The following is a 17,355-nucleotide window of genomic DNA, read 5'->3' as shown; positions in this document are numbered from 1 at the left end:
GGATATTTGGGGGACTTTACAAATGAAAAAAGAGAAACTACTTGTACCATTTATAGCAGCATCCGTTTTAGTAGGAGCATCGGTGACAACGCCTGTTTTTAGCCACTCTGCTTATGCTGCTTCTTCTGTGAGCGTTTATCAAAAAGACGTTAATTCGCTAGCAGATTATTACGCACCATTTTATAAAACCGTAGAAAAAAAGCTAAAAGAAATTGAAGGAATAAAAGATGACGAAAAAGCGTTAGCGGCATATGATCAGCTTGCGGATCAAATTGACCAGTTTCTAACAAAGACTGATAAAAATTACGCGATGAATCATCTTAATTCAGAAGCTGATCAGCTTCAAGGGTATTTATATGACAGCTTAATTGCTCTTTACAATTACATTGTAGATCTTGAAGACTATGCGTTTGGAGATGTAAGTGACGCGGAATTTAATAAGATCTCTGCAAATTTTGAAAAAGAAATCAACGCATACAATACGCAATTTCAGCAAAAAGCGAAGAGCTATAAAACGAAGCGAAAAGTAACGTTTAGCGCAAATATGAGTTATTTGCTTGATGAAGATATTCAACCTTCACCAACAGCTCCATCTACACCGGCTGATAACAATGGCACCTACACGGTGAAAAAGGGAGACACGCTGACAGCAGTCGCTAAAAAGTACGGCATGACGGTAGCTGAATTAAAAAAATTAAACAATTTAAAAACAGATGCGCTAAAAGTTGGACAAGTGCTGAAAGTGAAAAGTACAAGCGCACCTGCGCCGGCTCCAGCACCCCAAACTTCTGTTAGTGCAAAACAGCAGCAAATCGTATCGTATGCCAAAACGCTAATTGGAAAGCCATATAAATATGGAGGAACGACACCAAAAGGTTTTGATGTATCAGGGTACACACAGTATGTATATAAAAACGCGGGTTCAACTATTTCTATCCCCCGTACAGTAGCAGATCAGTATAAAAGCGGAACGGACGTAAAGCAAAACAGTCTGCAGGCTGGAGATTTAGTTTTCTTTAAAAACGGCAAATCCGTTTCAGTCGTAGGAATTTACCTAGACAAACAAGAATTCATTTATGTCAGCAGCAAAGGCGTTAAAACGCAATCACTTTCAACAGCGTACTGGAAAAACAGCTATGCGGGCGCAAAGCGTATTATAAAGTAAAAAGAGGTGCCTTATGGCACCTCTTTTGTTTTACTAGCTATGTATTTCTATACTAGACTAGCAATTTTATAAAGAACTTCTTAGTTCATAACCGTGATTTTAACAGATTTTCTTCCGAACTGTTGAGCATCACCTTCAGAAGGAACGAATACATCGATTCGATTGCCTTTAATTGCTCCACCTGTATCGGCAGCTACAGCTTCACCATAGCCTTCTACATAAACTTTCGAACCTAACGGAATAACACTAGGATCAACAGCGATTACTTTTTGGTTTGGATTTGCTTTTAAATCCACTCCTGTAGCAGTTGTACCGCTACATCCAGCACAATTAGCCGTATAGGCAGTTGCTTCAACTGTCATTGATTTGCCGCTGGCTTGTTGTGACGATTCAGCAGGTTGTTGTTGTTTTTGAGCTTGTTCAGCTTGAGCTTGCTGCTGCTCTTTTTGAGCTTGTTCAGCTTGAGCTTGCTGCTGCTCTTTTTGAGCTTGTTCAGCCTGAGCTTGCTGCTGCTCTTTTTGAGCTTGTTCAGCTTGAGCTTGCTGCTGTTCTTTTAGAGCTTGTTCAGCTTGAGCTTGCTGCTGCTCTTTTTGAGCTTGTTCAGCTTGAGCTTGCTGCTGTTCTTCTTGAGTTTGTTCAGCCGGCGCTTGAGCTTGCTGAGTTTCTGGAGCAGCTTGGGCTACTGAAGGGCTTGATTGCTGAGCTTGGCCGTTTGGAGACTGAATTTTTAGTTGTTCGCCAGGATAAATTAAATCTGACTTCAGTCCGTTCCATTCTTTAATTTGATCTACCGTCACGCCGTATTGCTGACTGATGGACCATAATGTATTTCCTTGCTGAACTTTGTGCGTCATTTCTTTTATAGTAGCTACGTTTAATTCTTGATTTGGATAAATAATATTAGATGTTAAGTTATTTGCATCTTTTAGCTCGTCTACGCTCACGCTGTGCTTTTGAGCGACTTTCCATAACGTATCACCTTTTTCTACGTGATACGTTCCGCTTGTAGAAGCAGAAGCTGCACCTACAAATCCCGCTGAAAGGATTGCTGTTGTTCCTAGAGTAAATATAAATTTTTTCATTACGAATACCTCCTTATTTACTCAATGATTGAATGATATCATCCTCACATTTCACAGCCGTTACAGAGCCATGCTACTTTTATTACAAAACTTAACAAAAAGGAACGTTTAAACGTAATATTTCTGATAATTTGGCTATATGATGAAACGTTTCTACTTTTTACTGCTTTTTATTGTTGTTTTAACCAAAATAGTTAAATTTCTCTATCATTGCTGGCTAAGCCTCTTCTTTTTTATTGACCCTTTAACGGGTATATTAAGTTTTTTTTCGCAACAAAAAAGAGGTTGGAAATGAATCCAGTCAACTGCTAGAAGGAACTACATAAATGAAACCTATGTTCACCATAACAAAAAAAGCGAACCGCTCATCAAAGATTCTGATGAGCGGTTCGCTTTTCAATTCGGCTAAACTACTTTTGTCCCAGCCTTTTTATTTCTTATTAAATCCTTGCTTTTCAACAAATTCTTTCATATACATACGCTTAGGATTGGAAAGCATTTCAGCCATTTGACCAGTCCATGTGTCTTGGCGTTTGCCATTTGTTCGTTCGTTGTAATAAGCAGAAATTTCTTCGTTATACGTCGTTAATTCTTTTTTCGTCTGCTCATGGTTTGGCTCATATGTTTCTTCATGATACACATGTTTAAATGGTAAGCGCGGCTTTTTATCCGTCATACCCGCTGGATGTCCAACCGTTAGACCAAATAACGGGATTACATGATGAGGCAGTTTTAACAATTTGCTTACTTCTTCTAATTCGTTACGCAAACCGCCAATATAACAAGCTCCAAGTCCCATTGATTCAGCAGCAAGCGTTGCATTTTGCGCAGCAAGGGCAACGTCAATAATAGCTACCATGAACTGCTCTGTGCTTTCGAGCGCTGTCGATAAATCTTTTTTCTCCATTTCTGCAATGACATCATGACGATGAAAGTCAGCGCAAAATACAAAGAAGTGTCCATTTGTTTCTACGTAAGGCTGATTTCCTGCTAATTGGGCAAGCTTTCGCTTCGTTTCTTTATCTTTTACTCCAATAATGGAGTACGCTTGAATATAGCTTGATGTGGAAGCTGCCTGTGCGCTTTCGACAATCGTCTGAATTTGCTCTTCCGACAATGGTTTGTCTTCATATTTGCGAATAGAACGATGATTTAAAATCGTTTCAATAACTGAGTTCATATTATAATCTCCTTTTACTTCATTTAACCTTCTACAGATGTTATATCTACAGTTAGTTTATCGAATGTAAAAAGAAATAACCAATGTTCTGCTTAAAATTGATTTTGACTTGTCTCATATCGATACAGCTTAAAGTGATCTGCAAGCACGCGATCTACTTTTACTTCTAAGCTGTCTACATATTCGTCCATTCGTTTTATCAACCGGTTTCGTTTCACATCATTTTCTAAAATGTTCTTAAGCTGCTGTTCAAAGGCTTCAGCATCATTAAGCGGTATCAGCAGCTCTTTTTCTTTTAGATATTCAATGTTAATTTGTTCTTGACCGGGAAGAGATGAATGAATAAAAATAGGTAGTCTCTTATGAAGGGCTTCGCTAATTGTAACGCCTCCTGCTTTTGTGACAATGGCATCTGCTCCTTCATATAAATCATTCATTTTCTCTCTTGATTTTACATACGGGACCGCTTTAACTTTCGGGTGGTTTAGTTTCACTAGTTCTTGATACAACTTTTTATTTTTTCCACACAGCACATAATACATATACGTACAGTTTTGCGGAAGCTGCTGAAGCATTTTGCGTACATTCCCAAGGCCCGAATTTCCGCCGGCAATCAGGATATGCTTCTGTGGCATGAGATGGTCAATCCGTCTTTTTAAAAACGCTTTATGAACGGGAATGCCCGTTACATAAATAGAAGACTCTTTTACACCGTGAACGTTTTGTAGAAATGCTTTCGTATCCTGATCAGGCACGCAGTGAAGCTCGATTCCATTTTTACCCCATACGTCGCTTACTAAGAAGTCGGTGTATACGTTTATAATAGGAAGATCAATGATTCCTTTTTCTTTTAAGCCGCTTAATACACAGGAAGGAAAGCTGTGTGTGCAAACAATGACGTCGGGCTGCTCTGCATCAATTAATTTCTTCATATGATATTCGATAATCGGCCACTTTTTCACGACAAAATCATCCATCGTATGGTCGTTTTTTTTGTATACATGTCCGTAATAAAATTTTTCAAACTGCTTTGGAAAAACAGAAATCCATTTCATGTATATCGATGAAATCATTTGTTCAAGCGGTTTGCTCCAATAGCTTAAACAATCAATTTTTTGACAAATAACGTGAGAAAAACGTTCCATGATGGCATCCATAACGGCGTCTGCTACTTGGTGATGACCAGATGGCATCTGAAAAAGCGGCAAGAACAGAACCTTCCTCATTGACCATCCCTCCTCTCAAGACGTTTTCGGTTTCTTTTTCTTTTTATAAGTAAATAAATAACAAAAAAAGCTACAGCTCCCATAATGATATACGAAATATGAATCCGGTCTCCTACATAGTAACCTAGAACGAGAAAAGAAAGGACCCATACTAGACTGCCTACCACCGATAACAGCAAATAAAGCAAAAACGGATAGCGACTTATTCCTGCCATATATGGGCTAATTTGACGTAAGCCTGGAATATATAAACCAAATAAAATGGTCCATATCCCATATTTATGGTAGCTGCCGCTTGCCGCTTCAATTTTCTCTTTGGTTAACCCTACGTATTTTCCGTATTTATCAAAAAATGGGGTTCCTGCATACCTTCCTAGCCCGTAAGCAGTAAGCATTCCAGTTATAACACCTAAAAAAGCAAAAAGAGATGATTCGTATAAGTTCAGCTGATGTTTGGCAATAAACATGCCTAATAATATTAAAAATGATTCTTCAGGCGCTGGAATTCCAACGATCCCACAAAAAAGTACAAGTAAAATAACAATATAACCATAGGAATGTATATACTGAGAAATAATTGTTAAGTCCACTGCTCGCTCCTCTATTTACGATTGATTCATCAATTGCTGCATGGTTATACTTTCATACCCTTGCTGTTTTAAGTAAGGTAAAAATTCTTCTAACGCCGCAATCGTCATTTCAGGTGCTTTTTCATCTGCTCCCGGGGTATCTCCATTATCGTGTAAAACAAAAATGGCTCCATCTTCTACTTTACGCATTAGTTTTTGAACTAATGCCGTTTTCGTTGTTTTTAGTGTCCAATCCTGAAAGATTCCTGTCCAGATCACGAGGTGATATGGCTTGGCCATTAATAAACTGCTCATATTTAAATGTCCCCACGGCGGACGATAAAAAAGCGGCTTTTGATCTGTTACTTTCTCTATAACCTGTGCACATTGATGAATTTGTCTTTTTAATTGCCAAGGTGTTTGCGTCCATGCACTCACGTGACGATGATGATGTATAGCTACTTCATGTCCTTCATCAATCATCCTGTTTAAAATAGACGGGTGTTTTTCCCCTAGTTCTCCCACAATAAAAAAAGTAGCTTTCATTTCATGCAGTTTGAACAAGTCCAAAATTTTTGGCGTATAAACAGGATGAGGCCCATCGTCAAATGTTATAGCTATTTTATGCTTTTTTGCCCCTTTTATTATGACTGATGAATGATAGCGACGGTAAAGGGTTTGCGAAATAATGGTATATACACATATAACCATTAGAACGAAAAGTAAAACAATAAAAAAACGAGTCATATGCTTTTAACCATCCTTTTGAATTTAAATCCTGCATTTATTATAACGGTTTACTCAGACTTTGGTTTCATTTTTTTGTGATAGAAGCCAGGAATTTTAAAATAATTTGATACTTTACCTAAAAATAGCTGTTCTGCAAGGATATACCGGAAATAAAATGATATCATAAAATTTCCCTTCATTCAGTAAAAAAAGTACTTTTTACCATTTATATCTATCTTTTGTATGATAACTGTCCTTGTTTTTTGAAAATAAAAAAACTTCCCGCACGAGTGCGGAAAGTTTTGAAATTAAAATTTTGACCGATACCATTTTTCAGCTGCTTCAATTTCTGTTCGTGTTAACTGATGTCCAAATGATTCCCAATGGACCTGTACGTCCGCTCCGGCTTTTTCTAAAAGAGCAGAAAGTTCTTCCGTTTCTGATGCTGGGCAAATAGGATCGTTTGTACCTGCGCCGATAAAGATAGAGGCGTCGGTCTTAGGCACTTCAATTCCTCTTCTTGGAACCATCGGATGAAGAAGAGCCGCCCCTTTTAAAGAATTCGCATAATGAAACAGCAAACTTCCTGCAATATTGGCACCATTTGAGTAGCCTACAGCTACGATGTTGTGTCGGTCGAATGAATATGTTTCAGCCGCTTCATCTAAAAATTGATGAAGTTCTTTTGTACGTTCAATTAAATCTTCTATATCAAATATTCCTTCTTGTAAACGTCTAAAGAAACGGGGCATTCCGTTTTCTAGTACATTTCCTCTTACAGATAATACGGAGCAAGAGGAATCAATCATATCTGCAACAGGGAGCAGATCTTGTTCTGTACCTCCTGTACCATGCAACAGCAATAAAGTCGGTTTCGTCTCGTCCGTTCCTTTTTTAAAAATATGTTTCACGTATATCCACTCCTTTTAAATATCTCGAATTAAAGATAATTTTATTATAAGAACTTTCGAAGCATTTGTAAAGGAACTACTGTCAAAGAAATACCTGTATGTTTTGCTGGCAGTATCACATAATACTGAATAACTTCATATGGCCATTGCTCATATGCAGCTAGGTATTTAATTCGTTTGACTTACAGCGGGTAAAGAAATATTCCACTTTTATCTAAGTGCTCCCGTCAAAAGGTGGATAATAATTAAAACTCGCCCGTCCTCCTTCGTATAAAAAGTGCCCTAGTCTGATAAATTAGTTAATTTTTTCTTTATTTCGTTACTTTCAACAGATATCAGCATTTATACCCGAGCGTACTAAATCGTATTTCTTATACGTGTTATAACAACTTTTTTCTATGAGAAACAGAACGTAAAATACCCCCTTGGTTTTTCATAAAGGGGAACAAAGCCCCGAATGGTGCTTTATACGACTTTATTTGACAAACACAAATTTATGGGTAAACTAAGTTCAGATGATTGTATTTCACTTTGTTTCAGTTTAATAAAAAAACGAAGCATCTGCGAGTAAGCAAAAAATAACTGCGTAAAGAGCTATTTATGTCAATCATCTTATACCCTAAAAACTTACCTGCACTTGAATAATAGCCTTTATTAAACTTAGCGCGTCAGCTTTTAAACGTTAATACTTTATCACCCATCTCTTTGTTAAAAGATTGAATGGGTCAACAAACTTCAGCATTCTTTACATAACGACCTTGTAAAGACGAAGAATGTAGCTATGTGTGAACATGGAATTATTACTTAGTGGAGTGAACCAACATGAGGAAATTTATTTTAGCCTTTTTAGTCGTTGTTTTAATTGTAATGCTAGGAGTTACCTATGTATTAAAGCAATTTCAGCAAACGGCTGATTTATCTTACTCGAAACTGCAGTCGGTTCAAAGTACGGTAGTCTATGACAAAAATGACCGTAAGATTGACGAATTGTATAAAACCGTTCCCCGTCAAAATGTTTCGAGCAATGAAATTCCCGATTATGTAAAAATGGCGTTTGTTGCAACGGAAGACCGTCGCTTTTACAAGCATTTTGGGATTGATTTACAAGGTATTGGCCGCGCCCTTTTTAAGAACATTGTAACAATGAGTAAAGCTGAAGGCGCAAGTACCATTACACAGCAGTTAGCAAGAAATCTTTACTTATCTAGTGATAAGACCATTAAACGTAAAGTAGATGAAATGTTTCTATCACTAGGCTTAGAAAGACAATTTACAAAAGATCAAATTTTGGAATTATATTTAAATCAAATTTATTTCGGAAGCGGTGTATACGGTATTGGTGCAGCTTCTCAGATTTATTTTAATAAGCCTGTATCAGATTTAACCGTAGGCGAAGCTGCGCTTTTAGCAGGACTCCCAAAAGCGCCGAGTACGTATTCACCAAGCAATAGTACAGAAAAAGCAACAGCCCGACGAAACGTTGTATTGAAACTGATGCATGACCAAAACGTTATTAGCGATACTCAGTATCAGCAAGCGTTAAACGAACGCGTAGTCGAGCCTAGTATTCCGGTTAAAAAACCGAACTCAAATCAAGCATTTATTGATTATGTAATTAAAGAAGCTGCTCAACAATATGGCGTATCTGCTGATGATCTTTATAAGGGTGGTTATGCCATCTATACAGATTTAGATCCTAATTTACAGGAATCGATTAATAACTCTGTAGCAAATCATACGTTCCGAGATGATGACATCAACAGCAAAGTAGAGGTTGGGATTTCAGCTGTCAACCCTAAAACAGGCGGGATTTCAGCGATGTATGGAGGACGCAGCTATGAACGAAACGGCTTAAACCGTGCTACAAGCGGCTATCAGCTTGGTTCAGCTATTAAGCCTTTAGCCGTATACGGTCCAGCACTAGAAACTGGAGATTATACACCAACTTCACTCTTAAGTGACGAACGACAAGACTTTGGCGGTGGATATAGCCCTAAAAACGCAGAAGGTGAATATCAAAAGCATGTGACAATGCGTGAAGCACTTACTCGTTCACTTAACGTTCCAGCTGTTTGGCTTTTAAAACAAATTGGTATTGATACAAGCGTAAAATTCATGGAAAAAGCTGGACTTCCTCTTGAAGATGACGATAAGTCAAAATTAGGACTTGCTCTTGGAGGAACGACGACAACGTTCTCTCCCCTTCAGTTAGCACAAGGGTATACAACCTTCGCTAACAAAGGCGTCATGACTAAGCCGTACGCAATTCGAAAAATTGAGATGCGCGACGGTGAAGTGAAAAAGCCAGACATTCAGACAGAGCGAGTAATGAGTGAAGAAAATGCGGATACAATGACATCCATGCTGCAAGACGTAATTGAAAAAAGCTATGGAACAGGTGTTAACGCTCGTTCTTCACGAGATGCTGCAGGTAAAACCGGTACAACCAACGACGTCAAAGATGCTTGGTTTGTCGGGTATACCGATGATGCAGTCGTTTCTATCCACGCTGGCTTTGATAATGCTAATTCTACGCAAACAACGAAATACTTATCAGGCGGCGGCGGACAAGACCCTGCTACACTGTTTAGCTCAATTATGAATAACTGGTAACCAAAAAACCTCCAACTTCACTGTTGGAGGTTTTTTTAAGATAAATGCGTTTTATGCTTAAGTGAAAAAAAGGAAACGTTAATGACTTTGCAAATCGTTACATAATGCAGAACGGTCAAAACAACCACGCCACAGTTCATCCCGATAATAATTCCCTGCATGCCAATATTTGTTTGTGATCCTAAGAAAAACATCAGGGAAAAAGAGACAATATGAGACCAAATCGTATGATAAAAAGCATCTTTTACATAGCCGAGTCCAATTAAATAAGCTTGAAGCGGGACGGCAAAGAAGTGAAAAAGAAAATACGGCCATAAAGCCTTTAGATAGTACACGGCTTCTGTAGAATGAAAAAACAAGTTAGTAAGCGGCTCAGCAAAGAAATACATCGCCACTATAGACGGAATCCCATATAAAAATGTCATTTGCATACTTTGAGTCAAAAGTCTTTGAAGCTGTTCTTCCTGATTTTTCGCATGAGCTTCAGATACAGCAGGTATGAGTGCTACTAAAAGAGAGTGAGCAAAGAAAGCCGGAAAAAAGCCGATCGACATCGCTACCCCTGTTAGCATACCAAAATGCTGCGTTGCCCCGGTTAACGTCATGCCCGATAAAACGAGCGCGTGTTTGATTAAAAACGGCTGAATAGCATTACATACCGCATTAAATAAACGCAGTCCCGTGGTCGGAAGTGAGACGCCTAACAGCTTTTTCCGAATCTCACTTGGAGAAAGCAGAGGCCTGTGCCCTCTTGATAAAACACTTAACTGAGTAACATACGTGATAAAAAAATAAAGCAAAATAACAGCTTCGGTTCCAATCAGTGTACAAATCGCAATAAACAGAGACATTTTAACATCTGTGAAAGCGAACATTTGAAAAACAACAAATAAAATAGTTAGCTGAAAGGCTTTGCGAATAAAATTAGACACAGCGATGGTCGTCATATTATTTTTACCCGTAAAATATCCACGAAGCACCGCTGAAAATGAAACAACCGGAATAAAACATAGTACAACCCATTTCAAGTAAGGATGATAGTGACTGAAAAATGGAAAGGCTGCTAATACGGCCAGTGTAATAAAAAAGATCCCCAAGCTCACAGCAGTCGCAAAAATGGTGGCATGCTTCATCATATGCTGATGTTCTTTGCGATGATGTTCAGCAAGAAATTTAGAAATAGAAATAGGCAGTTCTAAGTTGGCTACGGTGGCAATAAGAAAAATGATAGGAAGAACAGTCATGTACATGCCCATGCCTTCCCTTCCTAATTCTCTAGCAAGTACCATATTTACAAGAAATTCAATTAACTCTCCTGCAAAGGCAGCACCTGCTAGAATAAACGTTCCTTTCAAAAAAGTGTTCATCTCGTTATCTCCTCTATCTCCCGTCCTTTTTCATCACTACCTCTTCTCTCTATGTATATGACAAGCCCAATACGAATTATTTGTCTAATTGTATTTTTTCGGTGTACAAGTTCTTGTATAATGTTCAACCTATGTGAAAAAAAACCGTTATATACCTTTTTTACATAGGAAATTCATTCATTTCTTATCTTTTGGCTCTTGAAACTTACATAGAAAAACAGGAGACTGAATGAACCTGCCGATTGCTAAAGGAAATAGCGCATGTTGTTTTAATGTAACAAATTTACATATTAGTTAAGCGTCTTTATTCATCATTTTCTCGGGATGCACTTCTTTTTTTGATACCGAGGCGTTTTTGCCTAGCACAACCGAAAAGACAACAATTATTGCTATAGCAAGAGTAAAAAGTGTAATTGATTCGCCTAGAAATAGAGCTGCAAACAGAATCATTAAAAATGGCTGCAAATATTGAACCTGGCTAACTCTGGCTATTCCCCCCATAGCCATCCCGCTGTACCAAGCAACGTATGCTAAAAATTGACTCACGACTGATAGATAAATCAAACTAACCCACGCTTTTAAAGGCGCATGAAGCATTTCAGCTGTAATGCTTAGTCCCACTGGAATCATAAAAAATGGCGCACCGATGATAATGGCCCAAGCAATTACCTGCCAGCTGCCTAATTCTCTTGCTAACACCCCTCCTTCTGCGTAGCTCAGTCCAAGTATCAGCACCGCTGCTAGTAGAGCGGCATCGGCAAACTGCAGTTGACCAAATCCGAGGTGAAGAGCATACACGATAACAGCTGCAGAACCAATCATGCTTGATATCCAGAATTTGAAAGAAGGACGTTCACCTCCTCTAAACATCGCAAAACCGGCTGTGGCTAATGGTAAAAGAGCGAGTTCAACCGCTCCGTGAGAAACAGGCAATGATTTCATTGCCCAGGAAGTGAGCAGAGGAAACCCTAAAACTGCGCCTAAAGCAACGATCAGCAGACTTTTAAATTGGCGAAGAGAAGGAAATTTTTCTTTTCGTACAATCAATATCACAGCTACTAAGATAGCAGCTATAGCTGTTCTTCCTAAACCGGCGACTGTCGTTCCGAAATACTCGACTGCAACACTTGTAGAAGGAAGGGTTAAGCTAAAACAGATAACGCCTACTACCCCTAACAATAAGCCGATTTTCTCTCTCGTTTCTTTTTGCATCTTACCCTACCCCTGTCTTTTTATTTTTCAGAACTGTACCATTTTTCTAAAAAAAGTTCTGATATAATTAAAAGGATAGCGCAGGACAACTAGTAAAATAAATCATTCTTTTACCTAACTGTACGGGTACAAATTAAAGGAGTAGGACCTATGAGTTTGAAATATCTAAAAATCATGGAAGAAATTAAGCTTGGCCTAGCAAATGGATCGCTTATTGCAGGTGGTAAACTCCCTTCTGTTCGCCGACTCTCCCATCATTTTTCGTGCAGCAAGAATACCGTTATTAAAGCGTACAGCGAATTAGAAAAAGAGCATTTAATTTATTCTGTTCCTAAAAGCGGCTACTACGTTGTGGCAGAATTTCAACATAGGACGAATGAAAATGAAGTGATTGATTTCTTGTCTGCTGGTCCAGATAAAAACGTTATGCCTTATCTTGAATTTCAGCATTGTATAAACCAAGCAATTGAACACTACAAAGAAGAGCTTTTTACATACTCTGATCAACAAGGCTCTTACTCATTGCGGGTACAGTTAGTGAAACACTTGCAGAGCCTACAGGTGTTCACTCAAGCTGAAAGGTTAGTTGTTGTATCTGGGTCTCAGCAAGCTCTTCACTTATTAGTTTCTATGCCATTTCCAAATGGAAAAAATAATATCCTGATTGAACAGCCCACTTATTTCGGTTTTATCGAGTCTCTTACCCTGCACCAAGCTACTACTTTTGGGATCGAGCTATCGATGGAAGGGATTGATCTTGATCGTTTGGAGTACATTTTTCGAAATAATGACATAAAATTTTTCTATATTATTCCAAGATTCCATAATCCTCTTGGACATTGTTATACAAATTTCGAGAAGAAAAAAATCGTGGAGCTGGCCGAAAAATACGATGTATATATAGTCGAGGATGACTTTTTGGGCGACCTTGATCCCGATGCAAAATCAGATCCTTTATTTTCTTTTAATCCTTCTGGACGAGTCATTTATATTAAAAGCTTTTCAAAAATTTTTCTTCCTGGGTTACGCATTGCTGCTATCGTGCTTCCTTCGTTAATGAATAACAACTTTTTACGATATAAATTCAGTTCAGATTTTAATAGTTCAGCGCTTTCCCAAGGCGCTCTTGAAATTTATTTAAAAAGCGGCATGTTTACTAGTCATCTTAAAAAGATAAAAGAGGTATACCATACCAAAATGCAAACTCTTGTAGAAGCATGTGATTCACTGCTGCCCGCTCATACACATTTTTCTAAGCCGCCTTCAGGATTCTATTTATCCATTAGTTTGCCTGAGCATGTGAAAGCAAAACAGATCGTCCACATGCTAAACGAGCAGCACATATATGTTGATGATGCTTCTAGATTTTTTTTACCAGAATATAAACGAGACACGCTTCTCCGATTAAGCATCTCACAAGTAAATAAGAATACGATCAAACGAGGGATTGAACAGCTGGCTCAGTGCATTACTTTAATTGATGATAGAAAACATCATCCTATTCCAAATAACCTTTTCCCCTTGTAGAATGGGAATTTAACGGACATACTAAACGAAAAGAAGCCAAGGAATTAGCATCCTTGACTTCTTTTATTTAACCGTAACGGTTATAAGAGGCATGTTATGCGTCCCTTTTGCAGAAACATGTGACTGCACGGTATATGTGCCAGGCTCAGAGAAAGATGTTTGTATCTCATATACACCTTTTCCTATTTGTTTAGGCTTTAACATCTTCCCTTTCCCTTCGCCATCTTTTTTCTCTATTTCAAATTCAATCATTTCAACGTCATCATTTTTTACTTTTTCGTCTCCATATGTAACTTCGGCTTTGTAGATACCGTTTTCATTTTTCTGTAACTTCTCTGGGCCTTGAAGGTTTACGTCCAACGGTTTTGGCTGCTCAGCATTTGTGCTTTGAGCAGGTTCCTGACCACAGGCTGTTAAAAGTAAACAAAGACTGATTATAGATATACTTATTCTTTTTTTCATGTATTCATCTCCTTTTTAAACCCTTTGTTTAACTATAACGCGTATTGCAAAGAAAAAAATGAATTTTTTTAAAAAAGAAGGATTTTTAAAGATTTTTTAAGAAAAAAAGTTCATACTGATACTAACTAGTTTTTTCCAAGGAGGAAGAAAATGAATTCCGCTAAATCTCCAGCTAAAAAATCATGGCTACAGACGTTAATCAAAAATAAAAGTGAGCGTAAAAAAGTGATCTTTATCTTTACTATCTCTTTTTTACTAGTTGTAGCAGGGCTTATTTACGTCCCTATTTATAAACATTCCCTTCCGCTTGATTCTAAAATATACGAAGGGAATTTTAAAGAGCTTGGTTCTATCGCACGAATTGGTTTCTTTGCAGCTTTAGCTATTTATCCTATCTTTTTATTATTAAAATGGAAACCGATATCGCAAATTAAAAAAGGAAAGTTTGAGTTAAAACCGCTTATTCAGTTTTTAGCCAAGTACGTTCGTCAGTGGCACGTTCCCGTTGCCCTTATATCAACTGCTTTGATTATTTTACATGGTTATATGGCTTTGATAAAAGGATTTCAAGCAAATTTTACGTACTTTTCAGGAATTATCACGATGGCTGTTCTAGCTTGTCTGCTCGTGATGGGCGTGAAGCGCTATAAGCGTACAGATAAAAAGTGGCATCTTAAATTTGCTATCTCTTTTTTGGTTTTGTTTATGATTCACGCTACCTTTTCATAACTTGCCATTGTTTAAAGTTTTTTTATATAGGGTACAGTTCACAATGAATACATGATATGTATCACTATACGTTTTACATCATTTAGGAGGTATAAACATGGCAAGAGTGTTAGCTGTATTATCAAGCGGATACGAAGAGAAAGATTATCACACAGGTTGGTGGGCAGAAGAATTATTTGCTCCGCTGCAAAAGCTTGAGAACGCAGGACACACCGTTGACTTAGCCTCACCTTTTGGAGGTAAGCCGGAACTAGACGTTCGAAGTATTTCAGAAGACTTTGATCCAGACGGAACGTATAAGAAATTATATGAGTCAGGAAGAGCGGATCAGACAATGAAACTTGAAGAAGTAGATGCTGAGAACTATGACGTTATCTTAGTAGTAGGCGGCCACGGCGCTATGTTTGACTTAGCAAAAAATGTGGACTTGCATGCACTTATGAACAAAGTGTACGACAACGGAGGTATTTTAGCAGCTGAGTGTCACGGACCTTCTGTGTTTGCTTTCTTGAAAGGATCCGATGATGAACTTTTAATTAAAGGACTAGACGTAACCGGTTATCCTGATGAAATTGAACCGGAAGAAGTACTTCCCTTTTTACCATACAGTTTAGAACAAGAACTTCGTGAAGTGGCTAATTACATCCCTGAGATGGATAAAAAAGCATATGCTGTTTGGGCAAATGATCAAATTGTCACAAGCCGAGATCCTTTTTCTTCTGAGTTAATGGGTGATGAATTAGTTAAAAAGCTAAATAAATAAACTAAAAAAAGACTGCTCGAAAGCAGTCTTTTTTTGTTTGTTCTATAGGGATGTTTGAAACTGCTGCTCTACCAAACGCCGGTAAAAAGAATGAGAGGCTAACAGCTCTTTATGCGTTCCGCTTCCTGTAACTTGCCCTTCTTCTATTACAACAATTTGGTCCGCATTAATGACCGTAGATAGACGATGGGCAATGACGAGTGATGTGCGTTCTTTCATTACTGTCTCCAATGACTCTTGCACAAGCTTTTCTGACTCGGAGTCCAAGCTAGCTGTCGCTTCGTCCAGTAATAAAAACTGAGGATTTCGTAACAGCGCTCGGGCAATTGCAATACGCTGTCGCTGTCCTCCTGAGAGATTAATACCTCTTTCTCCAATCATTGTTTCATATTGAGCTTCAAAGGACTGAATGAAATGATGAGCATTCGCTAACTTTGCTGCTTCTTCTATTTCTTCATCCGTCACATGCCGCTCTAATCCGTAAATGAGATTTTCTCGAATTGTTCCTGCTAAAATCGGAGAATCTTGCTGAACATAGCTAAATAGGTGACGCCACGAACGTAAGTTGACGTTTTGACTGTCTGTTCCATCCAAGAATATGTGACCCGATGAAGGCTCATAAAAGCGTTCGATAAGAGAAAAAACAGTAGATTTTCCAGCTCCGCTAGGTCCAACAAAAGCGGTAACTTCTCCTTTTTTAGCAGAAAATGAAACTTCCTGCAATACGGGTTTATCTTCATATTGAAAAGCAACTTTATCGAACCTTAAACTCCCTACCTGTTCAAGCACTTCTCCATTTTCATAGTTCTCTTCTTTCTCAGCTAATATATCAAAGATTCTTTCTGAAGCTCCTTTAGTTTGCTGAAAGCTCGTAACAAATCGGGTAAGTGAACCAACCGGAACCATAATTTGAAAAAGGTAAAGAACAAAAGCCACCAGCTCTCCTGCAGTGATAAATCCCTCACTCACCCGGTATGCACCAAACCCGACGATGGCAATCATAACAGCGGTCATCACCGTGCTAATAATCGGTGTAATGATAGCTTCAATTTTAGCTCTCTTTACACCGAAGAGGTAGAGTGACTGAAACGATTGTAAGCCGGAATCAACTTCTTTTTTCTCTGAACCGGATACTTTAATCAAGCGGATTTCACTCAGCATTTGAGCTAAAAAAGCTGTAAGCTTGGACATTTTATCCTGCTGCTCACGTGAAATTTTATGTATTTTTCTCGCTAGCGGCATAACCAGTACAAACATAACGGGAATAACCGCTAATAAAATGAGCGTCATGGGTACATCAAGCGTAAATAAAATAACAATGGCAACGATAATAGATAAAATATTTTTAACAAAGTCAATCATTTCTGTTGACAATAAGTTCATCACAATGGTTGTATCATTTGTAATGCGGCTTACCATTTCACCGGAACGATTTTGGTCGTAAAATGAAACCGGAAGCTTTATGAGCTTGTTCCACACTTTATGTCTGAGTTCTTTTACAACACCTTGGCCTACTTGAGCAAGGAGATAAAGAGATACTGCGCTTGTTACCATTTGAGTAGCAAATAAACCAAGGAGTCCTGCTATAAGCTGCGGTGAGACGCCTACTGCAATTTTCTCCATCACTTCTTTAATGACAAGAGGAATAGAAAGCGACGCTCCGGTATTAATTAAGGCCAGTATGAACGAAATGAGTAGCTTTCCTGTCGGAGGGTTCGTTAGCAACCATAATTTTTTAAATGAAAAATGAATTCCTTTTTGCGTATTCATCTTAGTTCCTTTCTACTTCTTTTAATAGGTGATATCAACACTTTACCTTC

Annotated in this window: 15 protein-coding genes; 5 read left to right on the top strand and 10 right to left on the bottom strand. The window is 38.2% G+C overall.

What is annotated here, in order from left to right; genetic code table 11:
* Nucleotides 1–22: 22 nt before the first annotated feature.
* Nucleotides 23–1,165, top strand: a complete 1,143-nt coding sequence (locus ACRPLQ_RS07680; protein ID WP_274862514.1) for a C40 family peptidase — start codon at nt 23–25, stop codon at nt 1,163–1,165.
* Between the two features lie 80 nt (nt 1,166–1,245).
* Here ACRPLQ_RS07680 and ACRPLQ_RS07675 read toward each other — a convergent pair whose 3' ends face one another.
* From ACRPLQ_RS07675 to ACRPLQ_RS07650, 6 genes are all read right to left on the bottom strand, one after another.
* A complete protein-coding gene (locus ACRPLQ_RS07675) occupies nt 1,246–2,247 on the bottom strand; it encodes a 3D domain-containing protein (protein WP_274862515.1) in 1,002 nt (333 codons plus the stop codon).
* A gap of 430 nt (nt 2,248–2,677) precedes the next feature.
* Nucleotides 2,678–3,427, bottom strand: a complete 750-nt coding sequence (gene nfsA, locus ACRPLQ_RS07670) for an oxygen-insensitive NADPH nitroreductase (RefSeq protein WP_028412813.1) — start codon at nt 3,425–3,427, stop codon at nt 2,678–2,680.
* A 92-nt stretch (nt 3,428–3,519) separates the two neighbouring features.
* Complete coding sequence (locus ACRPLQ_RS07665) at nt 3,520–4,653, bottom strand: MGDG synthase family glycosyltransferase (protein WP_028412812.1); 1,134 nt, start codon at nt 4,651–4,653, stop codon at nt 3,520–3,522.
* On the bottom strand, nt 4,650–5,243 hold the full coding sequence (locus tag ACRPLQ_RS07660) for a DedA family protein (RefSeq protein WP_028412811.1): 594 nt from the start codon (nt 5,241–5,243) through the stop codon (nt 4,650–4,652). The genes ACRPLQ_RS07665 and ACRPLQ_RS07660 overlap by 4 nt, the downstream gene beginning before the upstream one ends.
* 15 nt (nt 5,244–5,258) lie before the next feature.
* The gene (locus ACRPLQ_RS07655) at nt 5,259–5,969 is read right to left on the bottom strand and encodes a polysaccharide deacetylase family protein (RefSeq protein ID WP_033579449.1); all 711 of its coding nucleotides are present in this window, start codon (nt 5,967–5,969) and stop codon (nt 5,259–5,261) included.
* 290 nt (nt 5,970–6,259) lie between these two features.
* Nucleotides 6,260–6,862, bottom strand: a complete 603-nt coding sequence (locus ACRPLQ_RS07650; RefSeq protein ID WP_182030808.1) for an alpha/beta hydrolase — start codon at nt 6,860–6,862, stop codon at nt 6,260–6,262.
* An 822-nt stretch (nt 6,863–7,684) separates the two neighbouring features.
* Between ACRPLQ_RS07650 and ACRPLQ_RS07645 the strand changes: the two genes are divergently transcribed.
* Complete coding sequence (locus tag ACRPLQ_RS07645) at nt 7,685–9,475, top strand: transglycosylase domain-containing protein (RefSeq protein ID WP_034270090.1); 1,791 nt, start codon at nt 7,685–7,687, stop codon at nt 9,473–9,475.
* 35 nt (nt 9,476–9,510) lie between these two features.
* Here ACRPLQ_RS07645 and ACRPLQ_RS07640 read toward each other — a convergent pair whose 3' ends face one another.
* A complete protein-coding gene (locus ACRPLQ_RS07640) occupies nt 9,511–10,842 on the bottom strand; it encodes a polysaccharide biosynthesis protein (protein WP_013057669.1) in 1,332 nt (443 codons plus the stop codon).
* A gap of 294 nt (nt 10,843–11,136) precedes the next feature.
* The gene (locus ACRPLQ_RS07635) at nt 11,137–12,054 is read right to left on the bottom strand and encodes a DMT family transporter (protein WP_047750569.1); all 918 of its coding nucleotides are present in this window, start codon (nt 12,052–12,054) and stop codon (nt 11,137–11,139) included.
* A 150-nt stretch (nt 12,055–12,204) separates the two neighbouring features.
* Between ACRPLQ_RS07635 and ACRPLQ_RS07630 the strand changes: the two genes are divergently transcribed.
* Nucleotides 12,205–13,581: a PLP-dependent aminotransferase family protein gene (locus ACRPLQ_RS07630; RefSeq protein WP_154992078.1), complete on the top strand. Its 1,377-nt coding sequence runs from the start codon at nt 12,205–12,207 to the stop codon at nt 13,579–13,581.
* A gap of 63 nt (nt 13,582–13,644) precedes the next feature.
* Here the strand turns inward: ACRPLQ_RS07630 and ACRPLQ_RS07625 are convergent, their stop codons facing one another.
* Nucleotides 13,645–14,043 (bottom strand): FixH family protein, encoded by a 399-nt coding sequence (locus tag ACRPLQ_RS07625; protein ID WP_034270096.1) that lies wholly within the window; start codon nt 14,041–14,043, stop codon nt 13,645–13,647.
* Nucleotides 14,044–14,193: 150 nt separating this feature from the next.
* Here ACRPLQ_RS07625 and ACRPLQ_RS07620 point away from each other — a divergent pair, with 150 nt between their 5' ends.
* Together ACRPLQ_RS07620 and ACRPLQ_RS07615 are read left to right on the top strand one after the other, a co-directional pair.
* Nucleotides 14,194–14,772 carry a hypothetical protein gene (locus tag ACRPLQ_RS07620; protein ID WP_028412804.1) on the top strand — a complete coding sequence of 193 codons (579 nt, stop codon included), beginning with the start codon at nt 14,194–14,196 and terminating at the stop codon, nt 14,770–14,772.
* Nucleotides 14,773–14,869: 97 nt separating this feature from the next.
* Nucleotides 14,870–15,535 (top strand): type 1 glutamine amidotransferase domain-containing protein, encoded by a 666-nt coding sequence (locus ACRPLQ_RS07615; RefSeq protein WP_028412803.1) that lies wholly within the window; start codon nt 14,870–14,872, stop codon nt 15,533–15,535.
* A gap of 42 nt (nt 15,536–15,577) precedes the next feature.
* On the opposite strand, the gene ACRPLQ_RS07610 is transcribed toward ACRPLQ_RS07615, so the two are convergent.
* Nucleotides 15,578–17,305 carry an ABC transporter ATP-binding protein gene (locus ACRPLQ_RS07610; RefSeq protein ID WP_154992077.1) on the bottom strand — a complete coding sequence of 576 codons (1,728 nt, stop codon included), beginning with the start codon at nt 17,303–17,305 and terminating at the stop codon, nt 15,578–15,580.
* Nucleotides 17,306–17,355: the final 50 nt, after the last annotated feature.

It is taken from the genome of Priestia sp. TRN 1309 (assembly GCF_050846875.1).
GTDB classification, from domain to species: domain Bacteria; phylum Bacillota; class Bacilli; order Bacillales; family Bacillaceae_H; genus Priestia; species Priestia zanthoxyli.
The sequence above is the reverse complement of the archived record's forward strand: the minus strand, read 5'-3'. Positions and strand labels throughout refer to the sequence as shown.

Bases quoted from the DNA above. Each gene is read 5' to 3' on its own strand.
- ACRPLQ_RS07680 (WP_274862514.1), top strand. From the start codon at position 23: ATGAAAAAAGAGAAACTACTTGTACCATTTATAGCAGCATCCGTTTTA.
- ACRPLQ_RS07675 (WP_274862515.1), bottom strand. From the start codon at position 2,247: ATGAAAAAATTTATATTTACTCTAGGAACAACAGCAATCCTTTCAGCG.
- nfsA (WP_028412813.1), bottom strand. From the start codon at position 3,427: ATGAACTCAGTTATTGAAACGATTTTAAATCATCGTTCTATTCGCAAA.
- ACRPLQ_RS07665 (WP_028412812.1), bottom strand. From the start codon at position 4,653: ATGAGGAAGGTTCTGTTCTTGCCGCTTTTTCAGATGCCATCTGGTCAT.
- ACRPLQ_RS07655 (WP_033579449.1), bottom strand. From the start codon at position 5,969: ATGACTCGTTTTTTTATTGTTTTACTTTTCGTTCTAATGGTTATATGT.
- ACRPLQ_RS07645 (WP_034270090.1), top strand. From the start codon at position 7,685: ATGAGGAAATTTATTTTAGCCTTTTTAGTCGTTGTTTTAATTGTAATG.
- ACRPLQ_RS07640 (WP_013057669.1), bottom strand. From the start codon at position 10,842: ATGAACACTTTTTTGAAAGGAACGTTTATTCTAGCAGGTGCTGCCTTT.
- ACRPLQ_RS07635 (WP_047750569.1), bottom strand. From the start codon at position 12,054: ATGCAAAAAGAAACGAGAGAGAAAATCGGCTTATTGTTAGGGGTAGTA.
- ACRPLQ_RS07630 (WP_154992078.1), top strand. From the start codon at position 12,205: ATGAGTTTGAAATATCTAAAAATCATGGAAGAAATTAAGCTTGGCCTA.
- ACRPLQ_RS07625 (WP_034270096.1), bottom strand. From the start codon at position 14,043: ATGAAAAAAAGAATAAGTATATCTATAATCAGTCTTTGTTTACTTTTA.
- ACRPLQ_RS07620 (WP_028412804.1), top strand. From the start codon at position 14,194: ATGAATTCCGCTAAATCTCCAGCTAAAAAATCATGGCTACAGACGTTA.
- ACRPLQ_RS07615 (WP_028412803.1), top strand. From the start codon at position 14,870: ATGGCAAGAGTGTTAGCTGTATTATCAAGCGGATACGAAGAGAAAGAT.
- ACRPLQ_RS07610 (WP_154992077.1), bottom strand. From the start codon at position 17,305: ATGAATACGCAAAAAGGAATTCATTTTTCATTTAAAAAATTATGGTTG.